Source organism: Candidatus Tisiphia endosymbiont of Nemotelus uliginosus (assembly GCF_964264755.1).
GTDB lineage: Bacteria > Pseudomonadota > Alphaproteobacteria > Rickettsiales > Rickettsiaceae > Tisiphia.
In genome coordinates, this window is the sequence record NZ_OZ183481.1 from 977,288 (window position 1) to 1,001,911 (window position 24,624).

At 31.8% G+C, this 24,624-nt stretch carries 23 protein-coding genes and 1 pseudogene; 10 read left to right on the forward strand and 14 right to left on the reverse strand.

All coding sequences use genetic code 11. The features are described from left to right. The first annotated feature begins 36 nt into the window (after positions 1-36). The 3 genes from dapD to ACFELW_RS05070 all read left to right on the forward strand — a co-directional run bounded on the left by dapD (position 37) and on the right by ACFELW_RS05070 (position 3,014). Positions 37-864 carry a 2,3,4,5-tetrahydropyridine-2,6-dicarboxylate N-succinyltransferase gene (gene dapD / locus ACFELW_RS05060; protein ID WP_375329824.1) on the forward strand — a complete coding sequence of 276 codons (828 nt, stop codon included), beginning with the start codon at positions 37-39 and terminating at the stop codon, positions 862-864. Between the two features lie 4 nt (positions 865-868). Next, positions 869-2,032, forward strand: coding sequence for a DNA polymerase III subunit beta (gene dnaN / locus ACFELW_RS05065; RefSeq protein WP_341759145.1), 1,164 nt, complete (start codon positions 869-871; stop codon positions 2,030-2,032). A gap of 514 nt (positions 2,033-2,546) precedes the next feature. Next, positions 2,547-3,014 (forward strand): GNAT family N-acetyltransferase, encoded by a 468-nt coding sequence (locus ACFELW_RS05070; RefSeq protein ID WP_341759147.1) that lies wholly within the window; start codon positions 2,547-2,549, stop codon positions 3,012-3,014. Between the two features lie 221 nt (positions 3,015-3,235). On the opposite strand, the pseudogene ACFELW_RS05075 reads toward ACFELW_RS05070, so the two are convergent. The 5 genes and pseudogenes from ACFELW_RS05075 to ACFELW_RS05095 all read right to left on the reverse strand — a co-directional run. Beyond that, a pseudogene (locus ACFELW_RS05075) lies at positions 3,236-3,325 on the reverse strand (IS5/IS1182 family transposase); the annotation flags it as partial. Positions 3,326-3,604: 279 nt separating this feature from the next. Continuing rightward, positions 3,605-4,720 (reverse strand): hypothetical protein, encoded by a 1,116-nt coding sequence (locus tag ACFELW_RS05080; protein WP_375329825.1) that lies wholly within the window; start codon positions 4,718-4,720, stop codon positions 3,605-3,607. A gap of 15 nt (positions 4,721-4,735) precedes the next feature. Continuing rightward, the gene (locus tag ACFELW_RS05085) at positions 4,736-5,710 is read right to left on the reverse strand and encodes a DNA cytosine methyltransferase (protein ID WP_375329826.1); all 975 of its coding nucleotides are present in this window, start codon (positions 5,708-5,710) and stop codon (positions 4,736-4,738) included. A 97-nt stretch (positions 5,711-5,807) separates the two neighbouring features. After that, positions 5,808-7,580 (reverse strand): ABC transporter ATP-binding protein, encoded by a 1,773-nt coding sequence (locus ACFELW_RS05090; protein WP_375329827.1) that lies wholly within the window; start codon positions 7,578-7,580, stop codon positions 5,808-5,810. Then, positions 7,564-8,847 carry an MFS transporter gene (locus ACFELW_RS05095; protein ID WP_375330520.1) on the reverse strand — a complete coding sequence of 428 codons (1,284 nt, stop codon included), beginning with the start codon at positions 8,845-8,847 and terminating at the stop codon, positions 7,564-7,566. The genes ACFELW_RS05090 and ACFELW_RS05095 overlap by 17 nt, the downstream gene beginning before the upstream one ends. Before the next feature lie 89 nt (positions 8,848-8,936). Between ACFELW_RS05095 and miaA the strand changes: the two genes are divergently transcribed. From miaA to ACFELW_RS05115, 4 genes are all read left to right on the forward strand, one after another. Next, positions 8,937-9,854, forward strand: coding sequence for a tRNA (adenosine(37)-N6)-dimethylallyltransferase MiaA (gene miaA, locus ACFELW_RS05100; RefSeq protein WP_375329828.1), 918 nt, complete (start codon positions 8,937-8,939; stop codon positions 9,852-9,854). A gap of 271 nt (positions 9,855-10,125) precedes the next feature. Beyond that, the gene (locus ACFELW_RS05105; RefSeq protein WP_375329829.1) at positions 10,126-10,440 is read left to right on the forward strand and encodes a YciI family protein; all 315 of its coding nucleotides are present in this window, start codon (positions 10,126-10,128) and stop codon (positions 10,438-10,440) included. A 186-nt stretch (positions 10,441-10,626) separates the two neighbouring features. Continuing rightward, a complete protein-coding gene (locus ACFELW_RS05110) occupies positions 10,627-12,288 on the forward strand; it encodes a proton-conducting transporter membrane subunit (RefSeq protein ID WP_375329830.1) in 1,662 nt (553 codons plus the stop codon). 7 nt (positions 12,289-12,295) lie between these two features. After that, positions 12,296-14,356 carry a S9 family peptidase gene (locus tag ACFELW_RS05115; RefSeq protein WP_375329831.1) on the forward strand — a complete coding sequence of 687 codons (2,061 nt, stop codon included), beginning with the start codon at positions 12,296-12,298 and terminating at the stop codon, positions 14,354-14,356. A gap of 212 nt (positions 14,357-14,568) precedes the next feature. On the opposite strand, the gene kdsA is transcribed toward ACFELW_RS05115, so the two are convergent. The 3 genes from kdsA to ACFELW_RS05130 are packed head-to-tail and all read right to left on the reverse strand — an operon-like array spanning position 14,569 to position 16,428. Further along, positions 14,569-15,396 carry a 3-deoxy-8-phosphooctulonate synthase gene (gene kdsA, locus ACFELW_RS05120; protein WP_375329832.1) on the reverse strand — a complete coding sequence of 276 codons (828 nt, stop codon included), beginning with the start codon at positions 15,394-15,396 and terminating at the stop codon, positions 14,569-14,571. 22 nt (positions 15,397-15,418) lie between these two features. After that, complete coding sequence (secG, locus tag ACFELW_RS05125) at positions 15,419-15,697, reverse strand: preprotein translocase subunit SecG (protein ID WP_375329833.1); 279 nt, start codon at positions 15,695-15,697, stop codon at positions 15,419-15,421. Beyond that, positions 15,694-16,428, reverse strand: coding sequence for a triose-phosphate isomerase (locus ACFELW_RS05130; protein ID WP_375329834.1), 735 nt, complete (start codon positions 16,426-16,428; stop codon positions 15,694-15,696). Before ACFELW_RS05130 ends, secG begins: the two co-directional genes overlap by 4 nt. A 77-nt stretch (positions 16,429-16,505) precedes the next feature. Between ACFELW_RS05130 and ACFELW_RS05135 the strand changes: the two genes are divergently transcribed. Beyond that, positions 16,506-18,071, forward strand: coding sequence for a peptidylprolyl isomerase (locus tag ACFELW_RS05135; protein ID WP_375329835.1), 1,566 nt, complete (start codon positions 16,506-16,508; stop codon positions 18,069-18,071). A 250-nt stretch (positions 18,072-18,321) separates the two neighbouring features. On the opposite strand, the gene ACFELW_RS05140 is transcribed toward ACFELW_RS05135, so the two are convergent. The 3 genes from ACFELW_RS05140 to ACFELW_RS05150 are packed head-to-tail and all read right to left on the reverse strand — an operon-like array spanning position 18,322 to position 19,984. Further along, positions 18,322-19,041: a phosphoribosylaminoimidazolesuccinocarboxamide synthase gene (locus ACFELW_RS05140; RefSeq protein ID WP_375329836.1), complete on the reverse strand. Its 720-nt coding sequence runs from the start codon at positions 19,039-19,041 to the stop codon at positions 18,322-18,324. 13 nt (positions 19,042-19,054) lie between these two features. Next, positions 19,055-19,696, reverse strand: coding sequence for an exopolysaccharide biosynthesis protein (locus ACFELW_RS05145; protein ID WP_375329837.1), 642 nt, complete (start codon positions 19,694-19,696; stop codon positions 19,055-19,057). A gap of 54 nt (positions 19,697-19,750) precedes the next feature. Then, the gene (locus ACFELW_RS05150) at positions 19,751-19,984 is read right to left on the reverse strand and encodes a hypothetical protein (RefSeq protein WP_341759159.1); all 234 of its coding nucleotides are present in this window, start codon (positions 19,982-19,984) and stop codon (positions 19,751-19,753) included. A 58-nt stretch (positions 19,985-20,042) separates the two neighbouring features. On the opposite strand from ACFELW_RS05150, the gene def reads away from it, so the two are divergent. Then, positions 20,043-20,570, forward strand: a complete 528-nt coding sequence (gene def / locus ACFELW_RS05155) for a peptide deformylase (RefSeq protein ID WP_341759160.1) — start codon at positions 20,043-20,045, stop codon at positions 20,568-20,570. Further along, positions 20,567-21,493, forward strand: a complete 927-nt coding sequence (fmt, locus tag ACFELW_RS05160) for a methionyl-tRNA formyltransferase (protein ID WP_375329838.1) — start codon at positions 20,567-20,569, stop codon at positions 21,491-21,493. Before def ends, fmt begins: the two co-directional genes overlap by 4 nt. Before the next feature lie 88 nt (positions 21,494-21,581). On the opposite strand, the gene ACFELW_RS05165 is transcribed toward fmt, so the two are convergent. The 3 genes from ACFELW_RS05165 to ACFELW_RS05175 form a co-directional block, all read right to left on the reverse strand. Continuing rightward, positions 21,582-22,718: an autotransporter outer membrane beta-barrel domain-containing protein gene (locus ACFELW_RS05165; protein ID WP_375329839.1), complete on the reverse strand. Its 1,137-nt coding sequence runs from the start codon at positions 22,716-22,718 to the stop codon at positions 21,582-21,584. A 123-nt stretch (positions 22,719-22,841) separates the two neighbouring features. Continuing rightward, positions 22,842-23,605 (reverse strand): IS5 family transposase gene (locus ACFELW_RS05170; protein ID WP_375329687.1). Its coding sequence is split into 2 segments (ribosomal slippage): positions 22,842-23,248 and positions 23,248-23,605, totalling 765 coding nucleotides; the frame shifts between segments, so codons are not numbered across the junction. Between the two features lie 62 nt (positions 23,606-23,667). Further along, positions 23,668-24,507 (reverse strand): hypothetical protein, encoded by an 840-nt coding sequence (locus tag ACFELW_RS05175; protein ID WP_375329840.1) that lies wholly within the window; start codon positions 24,505-24,507, stop codon positions 23,668-23,670. Positions 24,508-24,624: the final 117 nt, after the last annotated feature.

The following is a 24,624-nucleotide window of genomic DNA, read 5'->3' on the forward strand; positions in this document are numbered from 1 at the left end:
AATTATGATTTTTTTTTACCTTTTAGCAAGAACCTTATGCAAAAACATATTAATACTATAGAAGAATTTTGGCAAATACGCGATAAATTAACCAAAGATTCAGAAAAAACTAATTACGCCAAACAAATATTGCAGGATATTATTAATGGTTTGAATCAAGGGGTAATCAGGGTTTGTAAGAAAGAAGGAGCTGATTGGCAAGTTAATCATTGGGTAAAAAAAGCTATTTTATTACATATGATGGTAACTGATCCACAAATTTACTCTGGAGATTGCATGAGGTGGTATGATAAAATTGCCCCCAAATTTTCTACAGATTATAGTACAGAATTATTTCAAACAAATGGCTGTCGTATAGTTCCCGGAGCAATTATCCGAACGGGGGTATATTTAGCTAAAAACGTTGTTGTTATGCCTTCTTTTATTAATATAGGGGCATATATAGGAGAGGGAACAATGGTTGATACCTGGGCTACTATAGGCTCATGTGCCCAAATAGGTAAGAATTGTCATATTTCCGGTGGAACAGGTATTGGTGGTGTGTTAGAACCAATCCAAAATAATCCGGTAATAATCGAAGATAATTGTTTTATAGGTGCAAGATCAGAAATAGCAGAAGGAGTTTTAGTAGAAGAGGGAAGCGTAATTAGTATGGGAGTATTTATTGGTGCTTCTACGAAGATAGTAGATAGAGAAAGTGGCAAAATAATTTATGGTAAAGTTCCAGCCTATTCAGTTGTAGTACCTGGCAGCTTGCCTGCTGATTCAGGAAAACCAAGTTTATATTGTGCCGTAATCGTTAAGCAGGTAGATGCCGGAACTAGGAGTAAGGTATCGATAAATGATCTGTTAAGAGGAAATTAAATATATGAATAATAACAAATTAAAGATTATAGTTGAGACAAAAACCCTAACTCATGCTTTGAGCTTTGCTAATTCAGTAGTAGAAAAACGTAATGTAGTTGCCGAACTTAGTCATATTAAATTATCATCGAAGGATGGGAAACTAGAGTTAATAACTACTAATATGGAAATATATTTAAGCCAGAAAATAGCAGCTCAAGTAATAAGAGAGGGAGAAATAACGGTATCTACTAAAACATTAAATGACATAGTAAAAAAGATAGCTGATAATGATATAGTACTCAGTGTATCCAATGAAACCGATCAGCTTGAAATTTTAGGAAAGAATTGTGCTTTTAATCTGCTAACTTTACCTGCGGATCAATTCCCTGCATTAGATGATATTAATGTTGAAGCTATTTTTAAAATAGCTTGTCGTGATTTTGTTAAGATGATCGATGGCACCCTGTTTTCGGTGTCCCTTGATGAAACTCGCTATAATCTTAATGGCGTTTATTTTTACGTAAAAGATGAAGAATGTTGTATGGCTAGCACCGATGGACATAGATTATCAGTGTCAGTAGTAGAAATAGTCGATAAGGTTAGCAAGTTTGGTGTTATTTTATCTAAAAAAACTCTCGAGGAAATCGTCAAAATATTAAAAGACCCCAAAAATATTCAGTTAGAGGTAGAAATTTTTCTAAGTGTGAATAGAATTAAATTTGTTTGCAATGATATTATGATGGTATCAAAACTGATTGATGGAACTTTCCCGGATTACCAAGGATTTATCCCAGTAGATAATAACTATAAACTTACTATTAATACCAAATTGCTAGCTGATGTTATAGATAGAGTAGCAACAATAACTATAGATAAATTTCAAGCAATAAAATTAACTTTATCAAGAGATATGCTTGAAATCACAGCTTCAGGAGAAGCAAGGGGAGCAGCTAAAGAAACTATACCACATTCACTAGATGAAAATAATTTATACGTTTTTGATCATGAAGATACTTTGTCTATAGGTTTTAACCCTAAATATCTTACTGACGCACTCAATGCTGTGTTAAATGCTACTAAAGCAAACCAAGTTGACCTATATTTTTTGGATGCATCATCGCCAATGTTATTGAAAACGCTTCAGAATCCTAAAGACGTTTTTGTGATTATGCCAGTTAAGGTTTGATCATAACAAGAGTATCACTTATAGCTAACCCGAATTAGTTTTAGGAGGCTGCCTACAATAACTAAAGTAAGCGTCATTACGAGAAGGCGTAGCTGACGAAGCAAATGCATTTACTCTGTAGGTTCTTCTCCTAGCAGTGGTGTAGTCTGATCATCAGCACACTATGTTCAACATTAGAGAGTTTTAAGTACGAAAAAATTTTGTTTAACACTTCATTAGGAAGAGAGATTAAGCTAATGCTGTCTTCTCCGAGATAAGTTAGTTTGACTAAAACTATCAGACAAAATATATTCTCGAACATCTTTACTTAATGGTTTATCGAGTATGATACTTCTTAGGCAAGCAACTATTTCTTCTCGTCTTTTGAAATTGGTTAGCTCATTAATTTTGTTGTCATTATGTATTTGTTGTAATTTTTCGATTAATTGATTGGTAATAGTTGATAATTTATTATCTATTTGTTGCTTGCTACTATGCTGATCTAATTCTATACTAAATATTTAAGGAAGGAGTTATGAATTTAACACATAGAAAAGCAAAAATAGAGGATTTACCTCGTATTATAGAACTATTGCTTGAGGATGACTTAGGACAAACGCGTGAATCTAAAAGTACAGAGTTGGATAAATGTTACATAAAAGCGTTTCATAAGATTGATAGCGATCCAAACCAATATTTGATGGTTGTAGAAAAGATAAGCGAGATAATCGGTACATGTCATCTCACTATTATACCCTCGCTAACGTTTATCGGTAGTACTCGCATGCAGATAGAAGCCGTAAGGGTTGCTGAAAAACATAGAGGTCAGAAAATAGGTCAGTGGATGTTTGCTCAAACTATCTTATATGCTAAAGATAATGATGTTTCTCTTATTCAACTTACAACAAATAAAAAGCGTTCAAAAGCAAAGTATTTCTATGAAAAATTAGGCTTTATCGCTAGTCACGAAGGTATGAAATTATATTTGCGGGAGAGATTATGAGCAAAATAATAATTTTGAGAAAGAATCTATAATGAACTGATGTGCTAAGTAATACTAAAAACATTGAGTTGAATGAGCAATTTGTCAAATCTCTTAATTTCATGGAATTAAATAGCAGGAATATTTTTATTACTGGTAAAGCAGGAACAGGAAAATCCACGTTATTAACTTACTTTAGAAGAAATACTCAAAAGAAAATTGCAGTATTAGCTCCTACAGGTACCCAGTGCATCAACGAGGGCATGAATTTTAGTACTAAAACCACCTTTGCTTCTACCTAAAGCTGTTTCCTCTTGATTATCTTTGATATACTACTAATAAATGAAGGGTTGCAAAGATAGAAGAGATATTTAATAATCTAAAATTTTATTTATTTACAGGAGTTAGCAAGAGAAAATATTGAACTACAATTAGAGGTGGTAAGATATTGAGTGATTATATATTAGACCTCTTGCATAACCTAAAGATAATTGAGGCATTTTTAGGAAAAACGAAGTCGAGTACCGCAGCGTACTAAGATGTACGTGAGGAACGGATACGAGTTTTGACAACAAAATTACCAATTAGGTTAGGTTATGCAAGAGGTCTATTTATTCACCTAAAATTATCCCACCTACCATAACCTCATTAAAAATTTCATTCCAACGTATTTTATGCTCATATTTAATAGCTCTATCAACCTCTACTAACGAAACATATTTGTCTACAAAATTTGACGTATCCTGTAATAAACGTAAATAGTATTTTATTGTATCAATAACCCCATTAACGATAACCTGACAGCCATGTAAGATTTTAATTTTTTGAATTATATCATTAATAGCATCAGATTCTGATGCGGTTAACCTTAAATTTGATAAAATGTAATATCTTTGAATTTTAGTAATCCGAAATTTGTCAAATGCAATTTGTACGGTTTCTTTAGTGATTAACCTATTCCACTTAACCTCTATACCTTCAAAAACTTGGTTGTTTTTATCAAATACTTCAATATCCCCTACAGCACCACTTTGTAGATCAGACGATGTATGACTTTCAAGGTGAGCCAATTTACATGAATTAAATCTTTTAACCTCATCAATAAAACATTTATATATTGCATAAATTGCTAATACTGGCAACCTACTTGCTCCAAAACCATCTTTATATTTATACGAAAAATGCTTTTCAAGAATATAAATTGCATTAGCAATTGTTATCTCCGTTGGACGAACTAGATTAACCCGCTTCTTTTCCCGTTGAATTAAAAGTTGCTTAAAAATATACTTAAGAGTTACCTCTGCTGAATATCTATTAACTTCTAATTCATTAAGAATTAATAAAAAAGCTTCGGCGACTTCTTTTGGTGATATTTTTCCCTTGTAGTCTAATATATATGGATAAGGTTGTTCAAGAGAACGAGTTAGCCAACCACTTTCAGACATTGATGGAAATTCATATTTTCTTAAAAATGGAGTAACATATTTTGTATCAAAGCTTCTACCAGAATATCCATTTTGCATATTTGATTGATGGTACCTAACATCTTGAGAAGGATGGAAATACTTGTATACTACACTTGTAATGAGAACTGTTAGCACCCCCTTACTACGCTCTGAATTATCTAATATAATATCCAATCTACTTTTAATACTATCTTCTATAAAGAAGTCAGACTCAACTGAAACTTTTTCCAAGAAAGTAGCTAATTCTTTTCCATATTCCATAATAAACTCAATAAATCACAGTAATTGTTCAACTATGGCTTCTCCTATAATTCTTACCTTTGGAATACATACAGAATTTCCAACTTGTTTATATAACTCAGATATTGAAGATTTTAGTTTATAGTCTTCAGGAAATCCCATAATTTTAAAACACTCATTTATTGTTAGTTTTCTTACACGTCCATTATTAAGTAATATCCAATAACGCCCCGAAGTTTCTTGCGATGATAATGTTGGGTGCGTACCTTCAATTGAATATATTCTGTTTGGTTGTTTGTGAACTCTAGATAAATGCTCAGTTCCCTCCCTAACCCCTTTATTTCTTATCTTTTTATTCCTATATCCACAAAATATTAAACCACTTTGTTGTCTAGTTGGATTCTCTATAATTTTATATTCATCTGATTCTAGAAATTCAAAATCCCCTTCTTGATCCAAAATATCATGAATTTTTATAGTTTTTTGTTTTTTAAGCTTAGAAAAATCAAACTTACCATTTAAACTTGCAATAATAATTAATCTTTCTCTATTTTGTGGAACTCCAAAATTTTTTGCATTTAGTATATTGTAAGAAATATTATAGCCTATCTTATTAAGGTTTGATACGATGTGTTGCAACGTTTCACCATTGTTATGATGTAATAAATGCTTCACATTTTCTAGCATCACAACTTTAGGCTTTGAATGATTTACAATATTAAATATCGATTCAATTACACTTGCACGTTCATCTTTTAATCCCATTTTTTTACCTGAAATACTAAAGGGTTGGCAAGGAAATCCCGCACATAAAACATCACACTCCGGTATATCATTTGGATCTATTGTTTTGATATCTCCATCTGGAATTTCACCAAAATTTTCTTGATACATTTTTTGGCAATGTTCATTTATTTCGCATGAAAAAAGACACTTTCCACCTATTGACTGCAACGCAATCCTAAATCCTCCGATCCCAGCAAATAAATCAATGAAAGAAAATTTGTACATTTGTAAATCAATTTTTATACACTTTATACTAAACAACTTAACCACAATCTCAATCTTAAAATCATAGTAGTATATTTGTTTTTCTATATTAACCTTATCACTTCTCCCCCTCTTCTAATTCTTTATGATATAATTTATAATATTCGGCTTTATTTTCTATAAGCTGTGAGTGAGTTCCTTGCTCAAATATCATACCAGATTTCATAACAACTATATGATCAACATCCTTAATACTCGATAAACGATGGGTGACAATTAAGGTAGTCTTACCTTTACGAAGATTTACTAAAGAATTTAAAATTAATCGCTCAGAATTTTGGTCTAACGAACTTGTTGCCTCATCCCAAACTAAAATTGCTGCTGGCTTCAAAAATGCTCTAGCTATCGCTAAACGTTGACGCTGCCCACCTGAAAGCGTTGAACCTTGATTACCAATCATCGTATCATAACCGAATGGGAGTTGTGAAATAAATTCATCAGCATCAGCATATTTTGCCGCAGTAATAATTTCACTGCGGGTGGCATCTGGGTTACCATAAGCAATATTTTCTGCAACGCTAGTGTCAAATAATGTAGTATCTTGCGTTACTAAAGAGATTTGCCGTCTTAAAGAGTCAATTTTTATATCTTTAATATCGTAATCATCAATTAAAATTTGCCCGCTAGTTGGGTTATAAAATCTTACTAATAAATTAGCTAATGAAGTTTTGCCGCTACCAGAACGTCCTATAACAGCTGTAGTCTTCCCTTGCATTAATTGTAAATTCAGATGCTTTAAAGCTACTTTATTATTAAATTTTAGCTCTACATTGTTAAAAACTACTGATGGATTAACTAACGGAACAGTTTGAGCATTTACACTATCTTTAATAACAGGCTCAGTATCTAGAATATTAAATACTCTTTTTGTTGCAGAGATACCTTCTTGTAGGTTGACATTTAAAGATACCAAACTTTTAAAAGGTCTATAAGCTGCAATAAAAGCTGAGATAAAAGCAAAAAATGCTCCTGGAGTAGTTTCTCCTTCTATAACTAATAGTCCACCATACCAGATAAGTCCTCCAACTGTGATACCACTTAATATTTCCATAATTGGTGAGATCAGTGCATCCAATTTGGCAGTTTTTTTTAGAAAACGTAAAATATTGCTGGAAATCAATAAAGCTCGATTGCTTTCAATTTTCTCTCCTAAGAAAGACTTAACAATTTTAATTGACCCAAAAGTCTCATCTAACCTTGAAGTATAATTAGCTAATTCCTCTTGAGCTTGACCTGATATTCTGCGAATTCTCTGTCCTAATTTTTGTATTGGATAAATTGCTATTGGAAATGCCATAAATACAATACAAGATAGCTTAGGTTCTAGCTTAAACATCACTAATATAAGACCTAGTACTGTTAAAGAATGTTTGGCAAAACCTACCAGTATATTCGATACTGCACCACGCATCATCGAAATATCGTTAGTAAAGCGTGATATTAAACGCCCCGATGATTGAGACTGAATAAATAGAATATCGGCAAATAATAAATGTTCATACATTTTAATTTGCAAATCAGTTAAAATTCTCTGACCAACAAATTTAATTAAATAACTTGAATAATATTCAGCAAGACCTTTAATAGTATGGATTATTATTACCATAAACGGTAGAAATAATAACATTTGACGATTGCGTATTAAAAATATTTGGTCAATGGTTGGTTGGACTAATTCAATAATATAAGCAGTACACACAGCCGAAACCACCATAAAAAATACTGCTACCCCGATCTGTTTTAGATATGGTCTTATATGGTCAACTATTAGCCTTCTTAAAGTGCTATAGGCATTATAGTCATAATTTATTAGATTATGTTTTTTTAGCAAAATTCTCTCCTTCCATTTGGTAATTTGTTACAACTCTTGCACTATACAGATAAATTACTGTACTGAACAATATTAGTAATAATAACATAAAAAATCCTAGCACTAAGTATATTGAATTAAAATATTGCCATAATAACATACAAAAAAATGGCGTTGTCGATGAAAGTATCATTCCACCAAGTGAATGAGATAGGCTACACATTCTAGCCCTAATATTAGTTACAAACATAGATTGGACAATAATTTGTAATGGCACTACGTAAAATGGAGCAAGTCCGATAAGTATTACCGGAAAGTAAATTATCGAGATTTTTATATATAATAGCAATTGTACAATAATTATCACTAACAAACTTAATGATAGTGAGATGATAATTTGTTTTTTAGGATAAAACCTATCGGCTAAAAAACCAGACAACACCGACATACTAGCATAAATGCTTATTAAAACTATATTGATAATTTGAGATTGATGGCTATTCATAACCAATGCACTTTTTACAGCAAAGACTCCCCAAAAATAAATGAGAAAATGGTAAATACCCCCTATACAACCACTGATTAATATTGCTAAAATAAATTTGCTAGGCAAACTTTTGATAATCTTTGCCAAATAAAAAAAGTTATAATCAGCAGATTTGTGATCTTTTCTAGATTTTAAAAATTCTTCGCTTTCATGAAAATAATGCCTCAAGAATATAATAATTAAGCCAAAAATTCCACCAATAATAAAATTCGCTCGCCATAAATAAGCAATTGACTCAAACTCTGTAGAAAAATGGTAAATTGCTGCCGCAAGCAATGCTCCAACCTGACTACAAAATGATACAATACCACTAGCACAATTTTTACTTGCCTTACCCACTTTTTCTACAACATAAATTTTTATTGCATCACTTTCTCCTGCTAAACTCATTAAAAATGTCATACGACAAAATATTAAAATTATTGTCGCTACTATACCAATTTTATCAAAATTAGGAGTTAACCCTATAAGAATTGTCGAGATAGTGGCTAAAAATACCGAAATTCTCACTGAGACAATTCTACCATATTTATCACTAATAAAACCAAAAATGATCGAGCCGATAGGACGAGCTATTACAGCTATACTAAATATAGCAAAAAATAATAATATTTGTTGATCATTTGATCCTAATGGTAAAAAGTTTTTGGATAAAATAGTTGCTGATAGCCCAAAAAGAGCATAATCATAATAACGAACAGTTGTTGTAAAAAAAGCAATTAGGAACGCCGGTCTTGTAATACATCTAGACCTATTATTTTTTTCATGGTATAATTTTTTTATCTTAATTTGTGCATTGTTGATTTTTTATTGTTGAGTATATACATTTAATGCAAAAAAAGAAAATGTTAGTTATATGTGGACCTACTGCTAGTGGTAAGTCTTATTTGGCACATTATTTAGCCAAAATATATGATGGCGAGATAGTTAACAGCGACTCTATGCAGATATATAAGCATATCCCTATTATTACTGCTTCACCATCACCAATATACCGAGACGAGATACCCTATCATCTTTATAACTTTTTATCCGTAGATCAAGAATTTTCAGTAATACAATATGTAAATCATGCTCTTGAGAAAATTACAGACATCCGTAATAGAGGTAAGCTACCAATAATTGTTGGTGGTACGGGGTTATATATTAATTCACTGCTTTTTGGTTATAATGAAATACCGACAATATCTCCAGAGATTAGGCAATATGTTAGAGAGTTGCACTCTAAGATTGGCTCATGTCAATTCTTTAATCAACTAAAAGAGCTTGATGTATTGGCTAGCCAGAAATTAAATAAGCATGATAGTCAGAGGGTTATAAGAGCCTATGAAGTATTTATGCAAACCAAGCAATCTATATTTACTTTCCAAGCTACACAGAATATACCCATTCTTCCAGAATTTGACTTTAAAGTAATTTTTCTACATCCGGAGCGAGAATTTCTTTATCAAACATGTAATACTAGGTTAGAAAAAATATTTAATGAAGGAGCAATTGAAGAAATAGCTCTAATTAAAGAAAACTTTCCCGATATAATATCTTCTGCAATAAAAACCATTGGTCTGCGAGAAATATTATCTTATCTAAATAATGAAATTACTTTACAAACTGCCTTAAATCTAGCACAAATTAAAACCAGGCAATATGCAAAAAGACAAATTACCTGGTTTAAAAACCAAATAAAAGACAAGATTACTCTAGAATATTCCAATAATCAACAATTTGAAGAGTTATTAATAGACTTATAGTGAATTAACTTGAATTTGCAACGTTATAAATCCGATTAGTATTTAGATCAGTGTAATTGCGAGGAGCCACTTTAGTGGCGACGAAGCAATCAAAAAAACGATTAAAATGGATCAACTATGTTAGCAATAAAAATTTAAATAAATTTGGTTTAAATTTTTATTGCTTCTGCAGAGCTAGAATGGAGAGAAGAAAAATTGAGGTAATTGATATGCCCATATTTTATTGTGGTCACTTTGTAACCTGAGGAATTAAGTGAGGAGAGGATATTAAATGTTTATTATAAATATTACTTACAAAACAAATCTTGCTGTTGTTGAAAAGTTTATTGCAAGTCACATAAAATTTCTAGATAATTATTATTCTAAAGGTTGCTTTATTGTATCAGGTCGTAAAAATCCTAGAACAGGAGGTATTATTCTTGCAAATATTAAGGACAAGAAGCAAGTTGATAGTATAATAAAAGAAGATCCATTTTACATTAATAATATCGCTAATTATGAAATAATTGATTTTACCCCTACAAAATACCATGAAAAATTCGCATATTTTACTAAAAATATTTATAACGATACTAAGAATATATAATATTGTATAAAGAATTCCATAACAAACTAGTAATTTATAATCATATAGCTAAAACGTATACGTCATTGACCACGCAAGTAGGTCGGCAATCCACATTTATTGGACAACAACTACGCGGAAATGACAATTTACAATAAATATTTATCCTGGTTAGCTATAATCCTTATAAAACAATAATTAGAATTAATGATGATTTACCCTACCTTACTTATTCTTTTGTTTATCCTGTTTCTCTATTTTAAATTTAGAAAGACATTTTATATTACCTCAATAATCTATCCAATAGTTGCTGGTATATTATTAATTAACAGCCAAAATGAGGCGGTAATTAATCTGTATAATAATAGTTTTATTATTAATTTTAGTAATGAAAATAAATTAATAGCACTTGCTTTTATGGTGATAACGTTGGGGACTAACCTATATGCCATTAGCCAAAACAGAAAATTTGAGGTATTGATAGGTAGTTTATACTCAGCCTCTTCCTTGATCTGTTTATTTGCTGGGGATTTTATCTCGATGTTTGTTGCTCTAGAAATGATGATGATATGTGCCACTTTGTTAATTTTTTACGGTAATTGTAAAAATAGTATTAGGGCGGCAAGACAGTATTTCCTTACGCATCTTATAAGTGGTAGTCTTATCTTAATAGGGATTAGTTATATAATCACCAATAGTTCTAACATACAAATTATTTCTCTTAGCCAATTGATAGAGAACAGAGATGCTTCTTTTATCTTTTATGTTCTAATACTTAGTGGTTGCTTAATTAATGTAGCGAGCATACCTTTTTCCGGATGGATTGTTAATTGTTATCCATTTGCCTCAACTTCAGGGATGATATATTTAACCAGCTTTACTAGTAAAATATCGATCATTATACTTCTTAAATTATTTAGTGGTTTAGAGATACTTAAATTCTTTGGATTATTAATGATTATATATGGTGGGGTTTATGCTTGTATAGAAGATAACATCAAGAGATTAGTCTGTTATCTTACTGTTTCTCAGCTTGGATTTATGGTGATTGCCATTGGCACAAAATCTCAACAAGCAAATTTAGGAATCATAGTTTTTCTTTTTGTCCATATATTGTATAAAGCTTTATTTGGTCTATATGTTGCTATATTAATAGATAAAGGTAATGTAGAAAATTGCTCTGAGATAAAAGGGCTTTACTCATGGAGAAGCCCTTTATTGCTTGGTAGTTTAATAGTTAGTGTATTATTCATTATAGCCTTACCTCCTCTTGCTAGTTTTGTTAGCAAAATTATTGTGACCAATGTTTTGGATCAGGATATTAATTATTATGCTATTTTCCTATTAAAAATTATAACATGTGCGGCTTTATTTTCTACGGTTAAATACAAATCTCTGACTAAGGACTTTTACCCTATAGTGAATATTTTGAGCAAAGTCAGCTTATTGGTCATGCTATCGTTTGTATTGGCAACTAATTTCTTTTTAGAGCAAGGCTTAAAATTAGTATGGTCATCTTATCCTGTTGAAACACTTGATATAAATTGGTTGGATATAGTAAAGCAAATAGTAATAATAATAATAGGTATATTGCTTAGTGTGGTTTTTAATAAAAAGATTTCTAGACGTTCAACTGCTAACATAAATTTAGATTTATTTCAGTTTGTTGAAAATAATTTTCGTCGTATTTATTACAAATATCACTTAGTGGGACACGATTTTAATGATAGACTAGGGGCGGAATACCCTGTTTTGAAAAGAGTAGAAAAAAATGCTTTACGTAAGATAAAATCTTTGCATAATCAATCAACAAGTCTATTAGTCGTAATTATATCGTTAATTACTTTTATAATAATAAGCACTAAATGAGGGCAAAATGCAGCCACCTATAGCCAATAAGATCGATTACAGTTTTACATTGCACGGTAAAAAATTTACAGATCAATATAACTGGCTTAGAGATATCGAATGGCCTAATGTTAGCGATAAAAAAATCATAGAATATTTACAGGCAGAAAATAAATATTCCGAGCAATTTTTTGAGCCATTACAAAAAGAAAAAGATAAAATATTTGAGGAGTTAAAGGGCAGAATTAAACTTGCTGATCAGTCAACTTACGTAAAAAAAGATAATTACTATTATTATACCAGAACTGAAGAAAATGCTGAATATCCTATATATTGCCGAAAAATTGGGTCAATAGATGCTCCGGAAGAAATTATATTAGATATCAATGTTATTGCTAAAGATAATAAATTTACTGATCTAGGTCTAGTATCAATCTCTCCCGATCATATGCTACTAGCTTATAGTGTTGATTTTACCGGGGATGAAAAATATACAATTAAAGTCTATAATTTAAAGACCAAAGAATATTTACCAGATGAAATACATAATGTGAGTCGCACTATAATTTGGCATGAATATCTGAAAGGGTTCTTTTATATGCCGATTAATGAGAATTTTCGTCATGATAAATTAATGATTCACTTCATAGATCATGCAATTTCCGATGATAAGTTAGTACATCATATAACAGATCCATTATATCAGTTGAACGTTAGTAAGTCATCCAGTCGACAATATATTTTCGTTGATGTATCTGGTCATGATGCAAATGAAACATATGTTCTAGCAATGTGGGATCATAGCTTTGAACCTAAGCTTCTTAGACCTCTAAAGGGAGGAGTTTTTTATGATGTTGAGCATAATGGTGATAATTTTTATATTAATACCAATGAAGGGGCAAAAAACTTTCGCATAGTGTTAGTAAATGTGCGTAATTTTCAAAATGATTTATGGGAAAATAATTATATACCAGAAGACCCAACTAAATATTTAGCTAGTTTTAATATTACTAACAATTATTTAATAGTTAATTATCGTGATCAAGGATTACCAGTTATTAAAATAAAGCATCTTAAAGAGCAGAATGAAAAAATTATTCATTTCCCGGATGCTGCTTTTACTGCTTCAGCCTTCTCTACTAATTTTGATGAAGATGATATTCGAGTAAATTATTCTTCGCTTGCTAGACCGAACACCACTTATAGTTATGATTTTAACAGTGAGCAACTATCAATATTGAAAGTACAGGAAATACCAAGTGGCTTTAATCCTGAAGAATATATGGTGGAAAGAATATTTGCTGATAATGATGGGGTTAAAGTACCAATTACCTTATTATATAAAAAATCATTATTTAACAAGGATGGGAAGAATCCTTTATATTTATATGGTTATGGTTCATATGGTATCAGCATACCAGTATCCTTTAGGAATACCGCTATTTCTCTTGTAGATCGTGGGTTTGTTTATGCTCTTGCTCATATTAGAGGTGGAGACGATCTTGGGCATGATTGGTATCAAGCTGCTAAATTCCTCAATAAAAAAAGAACTTTTGATGACTTTATTGTTTCTGCTAAACAGTTAATTAAAGAAAAATATACTAGCCAGGGTAATATAGTAATTTGTGGAGGAAGTGCAGGAGGGATGTTAATTGGAGCGGTCATTAATGAACAACCAGAATTATTTAAAGCAGCCCTTGCCCATGTGCCTTTTGTTGACGTATTAAATACTATGCTCGATGAAGAACTGCCATTAACCCCTAGTGAATTTAAGGAGTGGGGCAATCCTAAAGAGCTAGATTATTTTAACTATATTAAGTCTTATTCTCCGTATGATAATATAAAAGCTCAAAACTACCCGAGTCTATTTATCACGGCTGGAATTTCTGACCCTAGAGTTGGGTATTGGGAAGCAGCTAAATGGGCAGCAAAGATTCGGGCAACAAAAACAGATAATAACATATTATTGCTAAAAACTAATATGGATTCAGGGCATAAAGGTTCTTCTGGTCGTTTCGATTATCTAAAAGAAGCAGCCGATGAGATAATATTTATATTTAGGGTTTTTGGTATAAGTCAGATAGTATAGTTAACCGGATTGTGAGCGTTCACGGTTTTTTTGCTTTCTTATGATGAATAAAAAATATGCTCACCAAGCGTCATTACGAGGAACCGAATTGCGGCGACGCGGCAATCCAAAAAGTGACCAGGAATAGATTGCTTCGTTGGCTACGCCTTCTCGCAATGACGTCTTGTACTTTAACCTTTTTTCCGTGAACACTCACGATTCTATAGTTAGTATTATGTAGACGTTTTAGTTATATCATCATATCTCTTCAATCTAGATAATATAGGTTCTAAATCAGACAGCTTAATCATACAAGGTCCATCACTTGGAGCATTATCTGGCTCTTGATGAACTTCCATAAAAATACCAGCGACTCCAACACTAACAGCTGCTCTTGCCAGTATTTCAACATATTTCCTCTCGCCACCACTACTATTGCCTATACCACCTGGCTGCTGAACCGAATGGGTTGCATCGAAAATTACTGGAGCCCCAGTTTCTGCCATAATTGGCAAACTACGCATATCTGATACTAATGTGTTGTAACCAAAACATACTCCCCGCTCGGTAAGCATGATATTCTTAGCCCCAAAGCTTTCCAGCTTAGCATGGACATTCTTCATATCCCAAGGAGCAAGAAATTGTCCTTTTTTCACATTAACCACCTTATTGGTCAGTGCTGCAGCCCGCAATAAATCTGTTTGTCTACATAAAAAAGCGGGAATTTGGATTATATCAACAATTTCAGCAACCCTAGCACATTGACCCTCTGTATGAACATCGGTAAGAATGTGACAATTAAAGGTTGATTTTACCTTATACAAAATTTCTAGCCCTTTGTCAAGCCCACTACCACGAAGACCATTAATTGAAGTTCTATTTGCTTTGTCAAATGATGATTTGTAAATAAATGGTATGTTAAGTTTAGCCGTAAGAGTCACAAGCTTGTCTGCCATAAATAGTGCATGATCTAGAGTTTCTATTTGGCATGGACCAGCAATCAAAATAAATGGTAGAGCATTGCCAATTTTGATATTATGTAAGTCAATTATTTTTTGCATAAGTACAGTTGCTCCTTAAATTCTATTTCGCAATAGGCAAGCTAGATTCTTGTTGCTTATCATCAACTTGCTCTATTTTCTTAATTATTCCCGAATTCTTCTTAGAAGACAGATTAGCCAGAATAACAGCGTTAATCATAAATAACGTGGCAAGTACTACCGTAGTTCTAGTCAAGAAATTAACCACCGTCCGACCTGCAACAACACCCATAGTCCCATTACCACCAGTCTTTTGCATCAAAATTACAATAATTAGCAATATTGCTATCACAATATGAACAAAAAGTAATATATTTATCATTTTTTAAAAACCCTATAATTTAACATTTGAACTAGCATTTGATAATCAAGTGAGGATTTGCCAACCATAACCCCATCAATATTCTGTATACTTAATATCTTTTCTATATTATCTAAATTTACAGATCCACCATATACTAAGCTGATATTATTTGCAACTTGCCTTTGCTTGAGATAATAATTAAGAGCATCAAATATTTCTGTTAATTTTTCTTGTCCAGGAGTAATTCCTGTTCCTATAGCCCAAATTGGTTCATATGCTACTATTAAATTTTGTTCACCTACTATATTTGGTAAAGATTCCTCTAACTGCTTTAATAAAAAATCTTTATAATTATTGTTTTGTCGTATAGCTAAATCCTCTCCAATACAAATAATAGGGGTGACTTGAGACTCCAAACAATTTTCTGCTTTTTGTCTTATTAATGCATTAGATTCTTGTAAGAAATTTCTTCGTTCACTATGACCAACAATAGAGTAATTAATTTTACTCAGTTTTAATAGTAAGCTAGAATATTCTCCAGTGTAACTCCCCTGCCCTACAAATCGACTGACATTTTGTCCACAAAACTCTAAAAATTTGAATTTGTCAGATAGATAAGCAAGATAAGGAACAGGAGGAGCTATAATAAGCTGATTATTATACTGTTGTTCTGTAAGCTTAGTACAAAATTTAAATGCCTCATCTAAGCTCATATGCATTTTCCAATTAATAATAATAAGTTTTTTCATAAAAATTACTTGCAGATATTAGTGGACGAACTATTTTAGTGTATTATAAACACTTAAAGAAGAAAAATTTTATATTTATGTTAAATAATATTAGAAACGCTGCTGATAGTTTTGTAATGCGTATTCTACTTGGCGTAATTGCCTTCGCCTTTGTTGGATGGGGAATTAAAGATGTATTACATACTAGCAATAATTTTGATTTGATTACCTTTTCTGATGCAAATAATATTAGCCAAGAAGATTTTCTAAAAGAAAAAGCCGAACAAATTCGGGCTATTCAAAGACAAAGTGGCACAAATCTTAGTGAAGAAGATATAAAACAGTTAAATATTGATAATTTTATTATTAAAAAACTTATCAATAACCGTATTATCAACTATTTAGTTAGCTATTATAATTTAGATTTAACTGATGATAATGTGATCGAGTTAATTAAGGAAAATCCTAATTTTAAAAATGAACAAGGTCTATTTGACATAGAGCGATTTAAAGGTTTTTTAAAAAATTATTACATTAATGAAGAAGATTATTTTTCTGACATTAAAGAACATACTTTAAAGAATCTTCTAATTCGTATTTTTATAGAATCATTTCCTACACCAAAGATAATGGTCAAAAATATTGTAGATTACATAGCTGAAACAAGAGATGTAGAACTTGTACAAATTGATCTACAACGTCAATCTAAAGACTTAGTAATAACTCCTCCAACCACATCGCAATTAGAAGATTTATACCAAAATAATCTAACATTGTTTGAAGTACCGGAAAAACGTAATTTGTCTTATGTAAAAATATCAAGTGAAATGTTATGCCAAAAAATTCATAATAATGATGAGGAGCTATTAAATTTTTATCAGGACAACAAAGAAGAATTTGCTAATAAAAAGTTTAGCGAGGTCAAAAAACAAGTTAATGAATTACTGCAACAACAAAAAGCAGAACAATTGAAACTATTAATGATTAAAAATCTAGAAGATGACGTTGCATCTGGCTCAAGTTTAATAGAAATTGCTGGGAAATATGAATTGCCTATACAAAATTTAGAGTCTATAAGTTATCAGGGTTTAGCAGTTAATAAAATTGATATTGCCCAAAATGCAGACAGTATTTTCGATCTTGCAGAAGGGGAATTATCATATCCAATAGAATTAACTGAAAAAGGAGCTTTTATATTGGTTGAGATTAAGTCTATTCAACCAAGCAAAGTGCAAGAATTCTCGGTAGTTAAAGAGCAAGTGCAAAAACTATGGAACGAACAATATTTAAAAGGTCTAAATTTAAAAACCATAGAAACTATTGCTAAAGAGTACACCCCAACTAAGAATAAAGAATTTTTGAAAGTTATTACTAGCCAATCTACAGCTTTTTCTAGGTCTGAAATTCATAATAATCATCAGCTACCAGCAGAATTATTATCAGCAATTTTCCGGACTAATATTGGCTCCAATACTCCAGTTTTTCAGTCAAAAGATAAGGCGTATTTTGCTTATATAAAATCAAAGAAAATTGATAAGAAAAAAAACCAGGAAATTCAGAAAAAAAATGAGAAGGATATTGCAAGTGGCATACAAAACAATATTATTGATGAGCTGATTAGCTATGCTATCAAGAAAAATAACATGAAACAGGTGGGATCGTAAACATTTTTAATTAATTTTCCGCCTAAAGAAATTTGCACTATCATATTAGAACCTAATATAAATCAAAGAGGTTATAGTGGACTCAAAAAGATAAATTCATAAGGAGTTAAACCTTTAAAAGCTTTAAGTCTTTTTGCAAGATTGTAGGCATTGATAAAATCACATAAATGTTGTTTAAGTTGCTAAAGAAGTCTATTGATAATTTACATTTAGTAGAGGGAACTAATACTAATTATCTTTGAATATAGGATTAGCTATAAGTTTTATCTTTTAATAATTCAGCTATTGCCTGATAAGATTTAATAGCTTTTTCTGGATCAGTGGCAATCATTTCTGCTCCAAGCTTCTCATTATTACTCATATTCCATAAACGACAATTATCAGGGCTGATTTCATCTGCCAACATTACCATAAATTCTTCACCATTGAACACTCTACCAAATTCTAGTCTGCATTCAACAAGTCTTATTCCAATACCTGCAAATAATCCACTTAAAAAATCATGTATTCTGATGGTCTGATGTTTCACTGCATCAATTTCTTGCTTATTTAACCAACCAAAATTCAGTATTTGATGTTCATTAATTATAGGATGCTTTAATTCTCTACTTCTAACTCTGAAATCGATAATTGGGTGATCGAATACATATCCTTCTTCCATAGAGAACTCTTTTACAAACCTGCCACATGCTACTGTAGAAATCAATATTTGAATGGGGAAAATATCCACAGACTGTATTAATTGTTCACGCATATTCATTTTTTCAATTAAATGGTTCTCTATCCCCACCATATCGAGCTTACTCATTATAAAGGATGAAATATTATTATTCAGTACCCCTTTACCTGAAATATCAAAAATCTCACCATTTTCTAAAGTAATTTTGTCAGTAAAGGACATAATAAAAGCAAAATCTTCTTGTGACTGATAAAGAACTTTACTTGATCCTTGATATAATTTTTGTTTCATTAGAAGAATAACGTTAGAAAAATAGATTAAATAAATATTTTAGGCTAATCCAGCTAGCAGTAATTGCTATAACAGCTATAATAAGACCAACTATAGAAACCATAAACCCAAGAAATATAGTTAATCCATCTCGATTTAACAGACCTAATGCCATTATAGTAATACCAAGTGCAGGCACAGCATTAGTTAAAGGTAAAGGTATTGATATGGTAATAGCACAAATCAACGATATTAAACCAATAAATTGTTCGCAATATATAGAAGATGCAAAACTATATCTTGGTCGTATATATCTTTCTACCAATTTAATTTTTGGCACAATCTTGTTACTTATATTGATAAGTATATCATTGCTAATTTGATAATTGTTAATTTTAGATGGTAAAAAAACCTGTCTAAAACCAAGCAACATCTGCATAGATAAAATGATTAATGGTATCCCTACTATAGTAGTAAAACCCGGAGGATACGGTAAAGGAATTGCAATTGGTATGGCAAAGAAAAGCATCATTAATAGAAGACCATTTTCATGAAAGTCAATTAATAATTCACTGATTTTAGTCTTTTTTTTCTTTTCTTTTTGTCCTAGTTTACAAAAAATACTAGATACCTTAGCTCTATCTAGTTGTTTATTTTTTGCAGTAATATTAAACATATTCACTTAAATTTTTTGTAAGTTATACTATAATTTTAGATTATTAGGAAACAATTAATAATCAAAAAATAATCCCATCAATGGTTTTCCTAAATTCTGAAAAGCTATAGCTGAAATGTAACACAATTGGAATAGATTTAGCAAAGAATATTTTTTATAATTGTCAAGCTTTGCAGAGATGCAAAAAATGATAAAATATGCTATTCTGAAGAAAGAGGTCGTGATATAGTCGATTGATGAGAAATTGGTGACGTCGTTACTCGTCGCTCGCCTATTACTTATAGGCATCACTCCTAGCCCCAAATTTTTCTGAATTGACTATAACTAATTATGTGGTTTAAAAATTATGTCTGTGTTACCTATTGTGACTGCTCCGGATTCAAGATTAAAACAAAAATCTTTGCCCGTAGGTACAGTCAATGATACTATAAGAAAGTTGATGGATGATATGGTTGAAACCATGTATCATGATCATGGGGTAGGACTTGCAGCAATTCAGATCGGAATAGTTAAGCGTATATTAGTTGTTGACTTACAGAATAGTGATGATACAGAAAGAGTGGAGGGTTTTTATCCGTTATTTATTGTAGACCCAGAAATAATAGATAAATCTAAAGAGTTAGTTGTAGCATTAGAAGGGTGTTTATCTTTACCGGAACAGCAAATTGAGATAGCAAGGTCTGAATCTATAAGTATAAGATTCTTAGATTATAATAATAGACAGCAAGAATTAAAAGCTGATGGTTGGCTTGCTAGGGTTATTCAACATGAGATGGATCATTTAGACGGTAAGTTGTTAGTTGATTATTTGAGTAATATAAAAAAGGATATAGCATTACGTAAATTAAAAAAGCTAAAAAATAATAATTTATGAAAGTAATTTTTATGGGTACGCCAGAATTTGCCGTGCCTGCTCTTAGGGAGTTAATTAACAACAACGACCACCAGGTGGTTGGCGTATTTACTCAAGCTGCAAAATCTAAAGGGAGAGGGCTAAATGAGGTAGCATCGCCTGTACATCTCTTGGCATCAGAATATAATATTGCAACTTATACTCCTAAGACCTTGAGAACCGAAGAGATAACCCATTTAATTAATTCAATTGAGGCGGATATAATAGTGGTAGTTGCTTATGGGTTTTTAATACCAACAGTTATCCTACAAGCTAAAAAATATGGATGTCTTAATATTCATCCGTCAAGTTTGCCGCGTCATAGGGGGGCAGCTCCATTACAGCGTACTATTATAGAAGGTGATTTAGAAACTTCTGTATGTATAATGCAGATGGATGAAGGGCTGGATACTGGTGATATTATATTGCAGCATTCATTGTCACTTTCTCCTAGAATAACTTTACCAATTTTGCATGACCAATGTGCAAAAATAGGAGCAGATTTATTGATTAAAACCTTAGATAATATTGATAATTTACCAAAAATTATCCAGGATAAGAATGGGGTAACTTATGCTCATAAACTTAAGAAAGAAGAAGGGAAGATAGATTGGTGTGAGACTGCCTACAAAATAGATTGTAAAATTCGAGGTATGAATCCTTGGCCTGGTGTATATTTTGAATATAGAGGTAAAGTTATAAAGATTCTAGAAGCGTATTATAACGATTTGGATATTAATTTGCCACCTGGTACCGTAGTTAATAATAATAGTGTTTTGGGGGTAGCTTGTGGTAAAGGTACTTTGATCATCCAGAAATTACAGCAAGAAGGAAGAAAAATCTTAAACGCAGAAGAATTTATGCGTGGATTACAAAGCCCTATAATTAGACTACCTTGCTATTAAATATCTGAGGTGCAACCTTCATATAATCAAAAGTGAATTCTTTTAAAAAACGGTAAATTCTTATATGTACCCCCTTCTGTTACTAATCTTAGAACAATAATTTTAATTTTAGCGAACCTTGATGTTGGGAATATTTATTATTAAAAACTAAATATTCATATGCTGCCATAATTTCTGCTAGTTGACATTTTATAGTAATAGTTCCGCCAATTTTATACTGGTATTTAGCCGCTTCTTCAAGTAATAATACTTCCTCCCTATTGTTAGATCGATCTAACTCTATCCGCATATGCAGATTTTTTTGTTTGTTATGCAAAAACTTTTCGACTTCCATATATAGCCCAGGAACCATCTGGCTAGTATTATTAACATTCATTGGCATAATTACTCCAAACCCTATAAGCCCAGAAGTTCTTCTGCCATTACTAGCTGCAACTAATAGGCTTTGTGTTTTAAAACTTGCATTATATCTAGCAATATTATATCTTCCATATTTAAACCCAATATATGGGACAATTAATACTCTGCTAATCCTTGAATTATAAGCAATTATTGCTTTGCTACTATATGAAGTATCAGCAAATTTAGCTTTAACTAGCTGATTATACGCTGATAATTTTGTAGAAACATTACCCAAAGCAAGAGAAAGAAAACCCTGTAATATTACTTTTTTCGACAAATTAGTTTGACCATATATCGACATTACATGGGTATGTACAACAATTTTGTTAATACGATTCTTATATTTAAAATTCGAGAGAACATAGTTATAAGCTCCCCCAATAATGCTACCACTTGGCAACTCTATATCCTCACCAATAGTTACCGCACTAATTTTGCCCGTATACCCATTTAACATGCTTTTACCATTATACTTAGCTTTACCAATCGTGCCACTAATCCACAAATTTTTAGGAACAATATTAACGTCATCGCCAGAGCTAAGGACGGTAAGATTGTTTAAGTACCTTAAATTAGCCAATCTTAAATCAATAGTTGAATTTGCAAATTCATAAGACAATATAACTATTTCATTTACCGCTAAGGCAATATTTCTTATTATTTCTTTTTGTAATAGCACTATGTCATCGGTGTTAGTTGTTGTAATCACAGCTACTTCTGGTTGTGGAGTAGCTTCTCCTTCTGGAGTAGCTTTTACTTCTGGAGAAGCTTCTCCTTCTGGAGTAGCTTTTACTTCTGAAACAACTGTTTCTGGTGGTGGCACTCCTCCTATTCCTCCTGTTCTTGCATCTCCATCTACATCCGCTTCTCCTGTTTTTCCTGTTTCTCCTACTATTCCTGCTCTTACATCTCCATCTGCCCTTCCTGCTGCTACTAGGGTGTGTCGTCACGAGATTTGAGCCCACATTAGTAAAGCCCTTAAACAAAGACCCGCCATGTATGATTTTGTATTTTTAGCATATCTTGTTGCTATACCACGCCATTCTTTAAATTTTTGAAATGTATTTTCAATAATGTGCCTTAGCTTATATAGATATTTATCTATCTCTCTTTGAATCTTCCTGTTTCTTTTTGATGGTATTACAGGAATTATGTTTGCATTCACAGCCGATTCTATTATGGCGTTTGTATCGTAAGCTTTATCAGCCATAAGATGTTGTGCCTCCATATTCTGGATTAACTCACAAGCTTGAGTACAATCATTTCTGGAACCTTCTGTAACAATAATTCTGACCGGCATACCATACGCATCCACGGCCATATGTACCTTTGTATTGAGCCCCCTTTTGTGCGACTAACCGTTTGATTCCCGCCTTTCGCTCCAAGTCCTGCTTTGTGAGTTTTTACAAATGTAGAATCTATCATTAACCATTCAAAATCAGGAGCATTTATAAAAATATTTAGCAAATTCTCCCATATCCCATTATCACGCCATCTACAGAATCTTCTGTGTACATTCTTCCAATTGCCATAATCAGGAGGCAAATCTCTCCATGGAGCTCCCGTTCTAAATATCCACATCACTGCATTTATAAAAGTTCTATTGTCTCTTGCAATACCTCCCCAACAACCTTTCTGACCAGGTAAATTACTTTCTATCTTATTCCAAAGCTCATCGCTTATATCATGTCTTCTATGTGCTAAACTCATTGCTTCTTATCGCCTATTTTTATTACTACAATTATAATAACAAATCACATAAAATTATGCAATCACAATCTCGTGACGACATACCCTAGAACAGAAGCTCTTTTTTGAACGATTGGCTCTTCTTGAACTGCTCCTTCCACTGGAGGTGACATCGTATTAACATTCGAATGGCTATCAATTGGTATTACATATTCAGTATCTTGGCTAATCACTGAATCGCTTGGGGTATTGGTAGAATCTAATGATGTGAACAAATTATCAGAATTATCACTAATCTCAACAAAAGAATCTGTGTCATGATCACTAAAGCCCATTAACGAACTATTATCAGAATTATCATTAATTTCAACAAGAGAACTTGTGTCATGACCACTAGAGCCTATTAACGAACTATTATCAGAATTATCATTAATCTCAACAAGAGAATCTGTGTTATAATCTAAGTCTATTACCTTATAATTGTCATGAATAGTTAAGTTTACTTCCTTATAAATATGGGGGACATCATTCCTTTCAACAAGAGAATCTGTGTTTTGATCACTTAAGTCTGTTCCGCAATTATCACAGGAGTCTCTTAATAAATTATTTGGAGATACATTTACGGTTGCTGATGCAGGTGGCGTATTAACAAATGGCTGTGGTATTTGCTCTATAGGTTCGGTATCTTGACTAATCGACTTGCTTTTATCGTAATTTATTAATAGCATAGAACCGCCAGGAATGAGCATTCTAGGGTTTTCCTCAAAATTTTTAAGCACGCTTTTAAAAGCATTTGATAAATATTCGTGTGGAGGTTTACCTAATACTACAGAAACATAGAGTATATTAACATAAAAACAACTCAATATAAGACATTTAATTACCTTCTTTATTCCTGTAAAAGTTTTATCTAATATTGACATATTGATATTACTTCCAATTCATTACGTTCAGTTAGTGAATACCTCCATTTAATAAATGAGTACTCAAATGTTACTGTCAGGCAATAATTGAAATAGTATCATAGTATTATCCGTTGT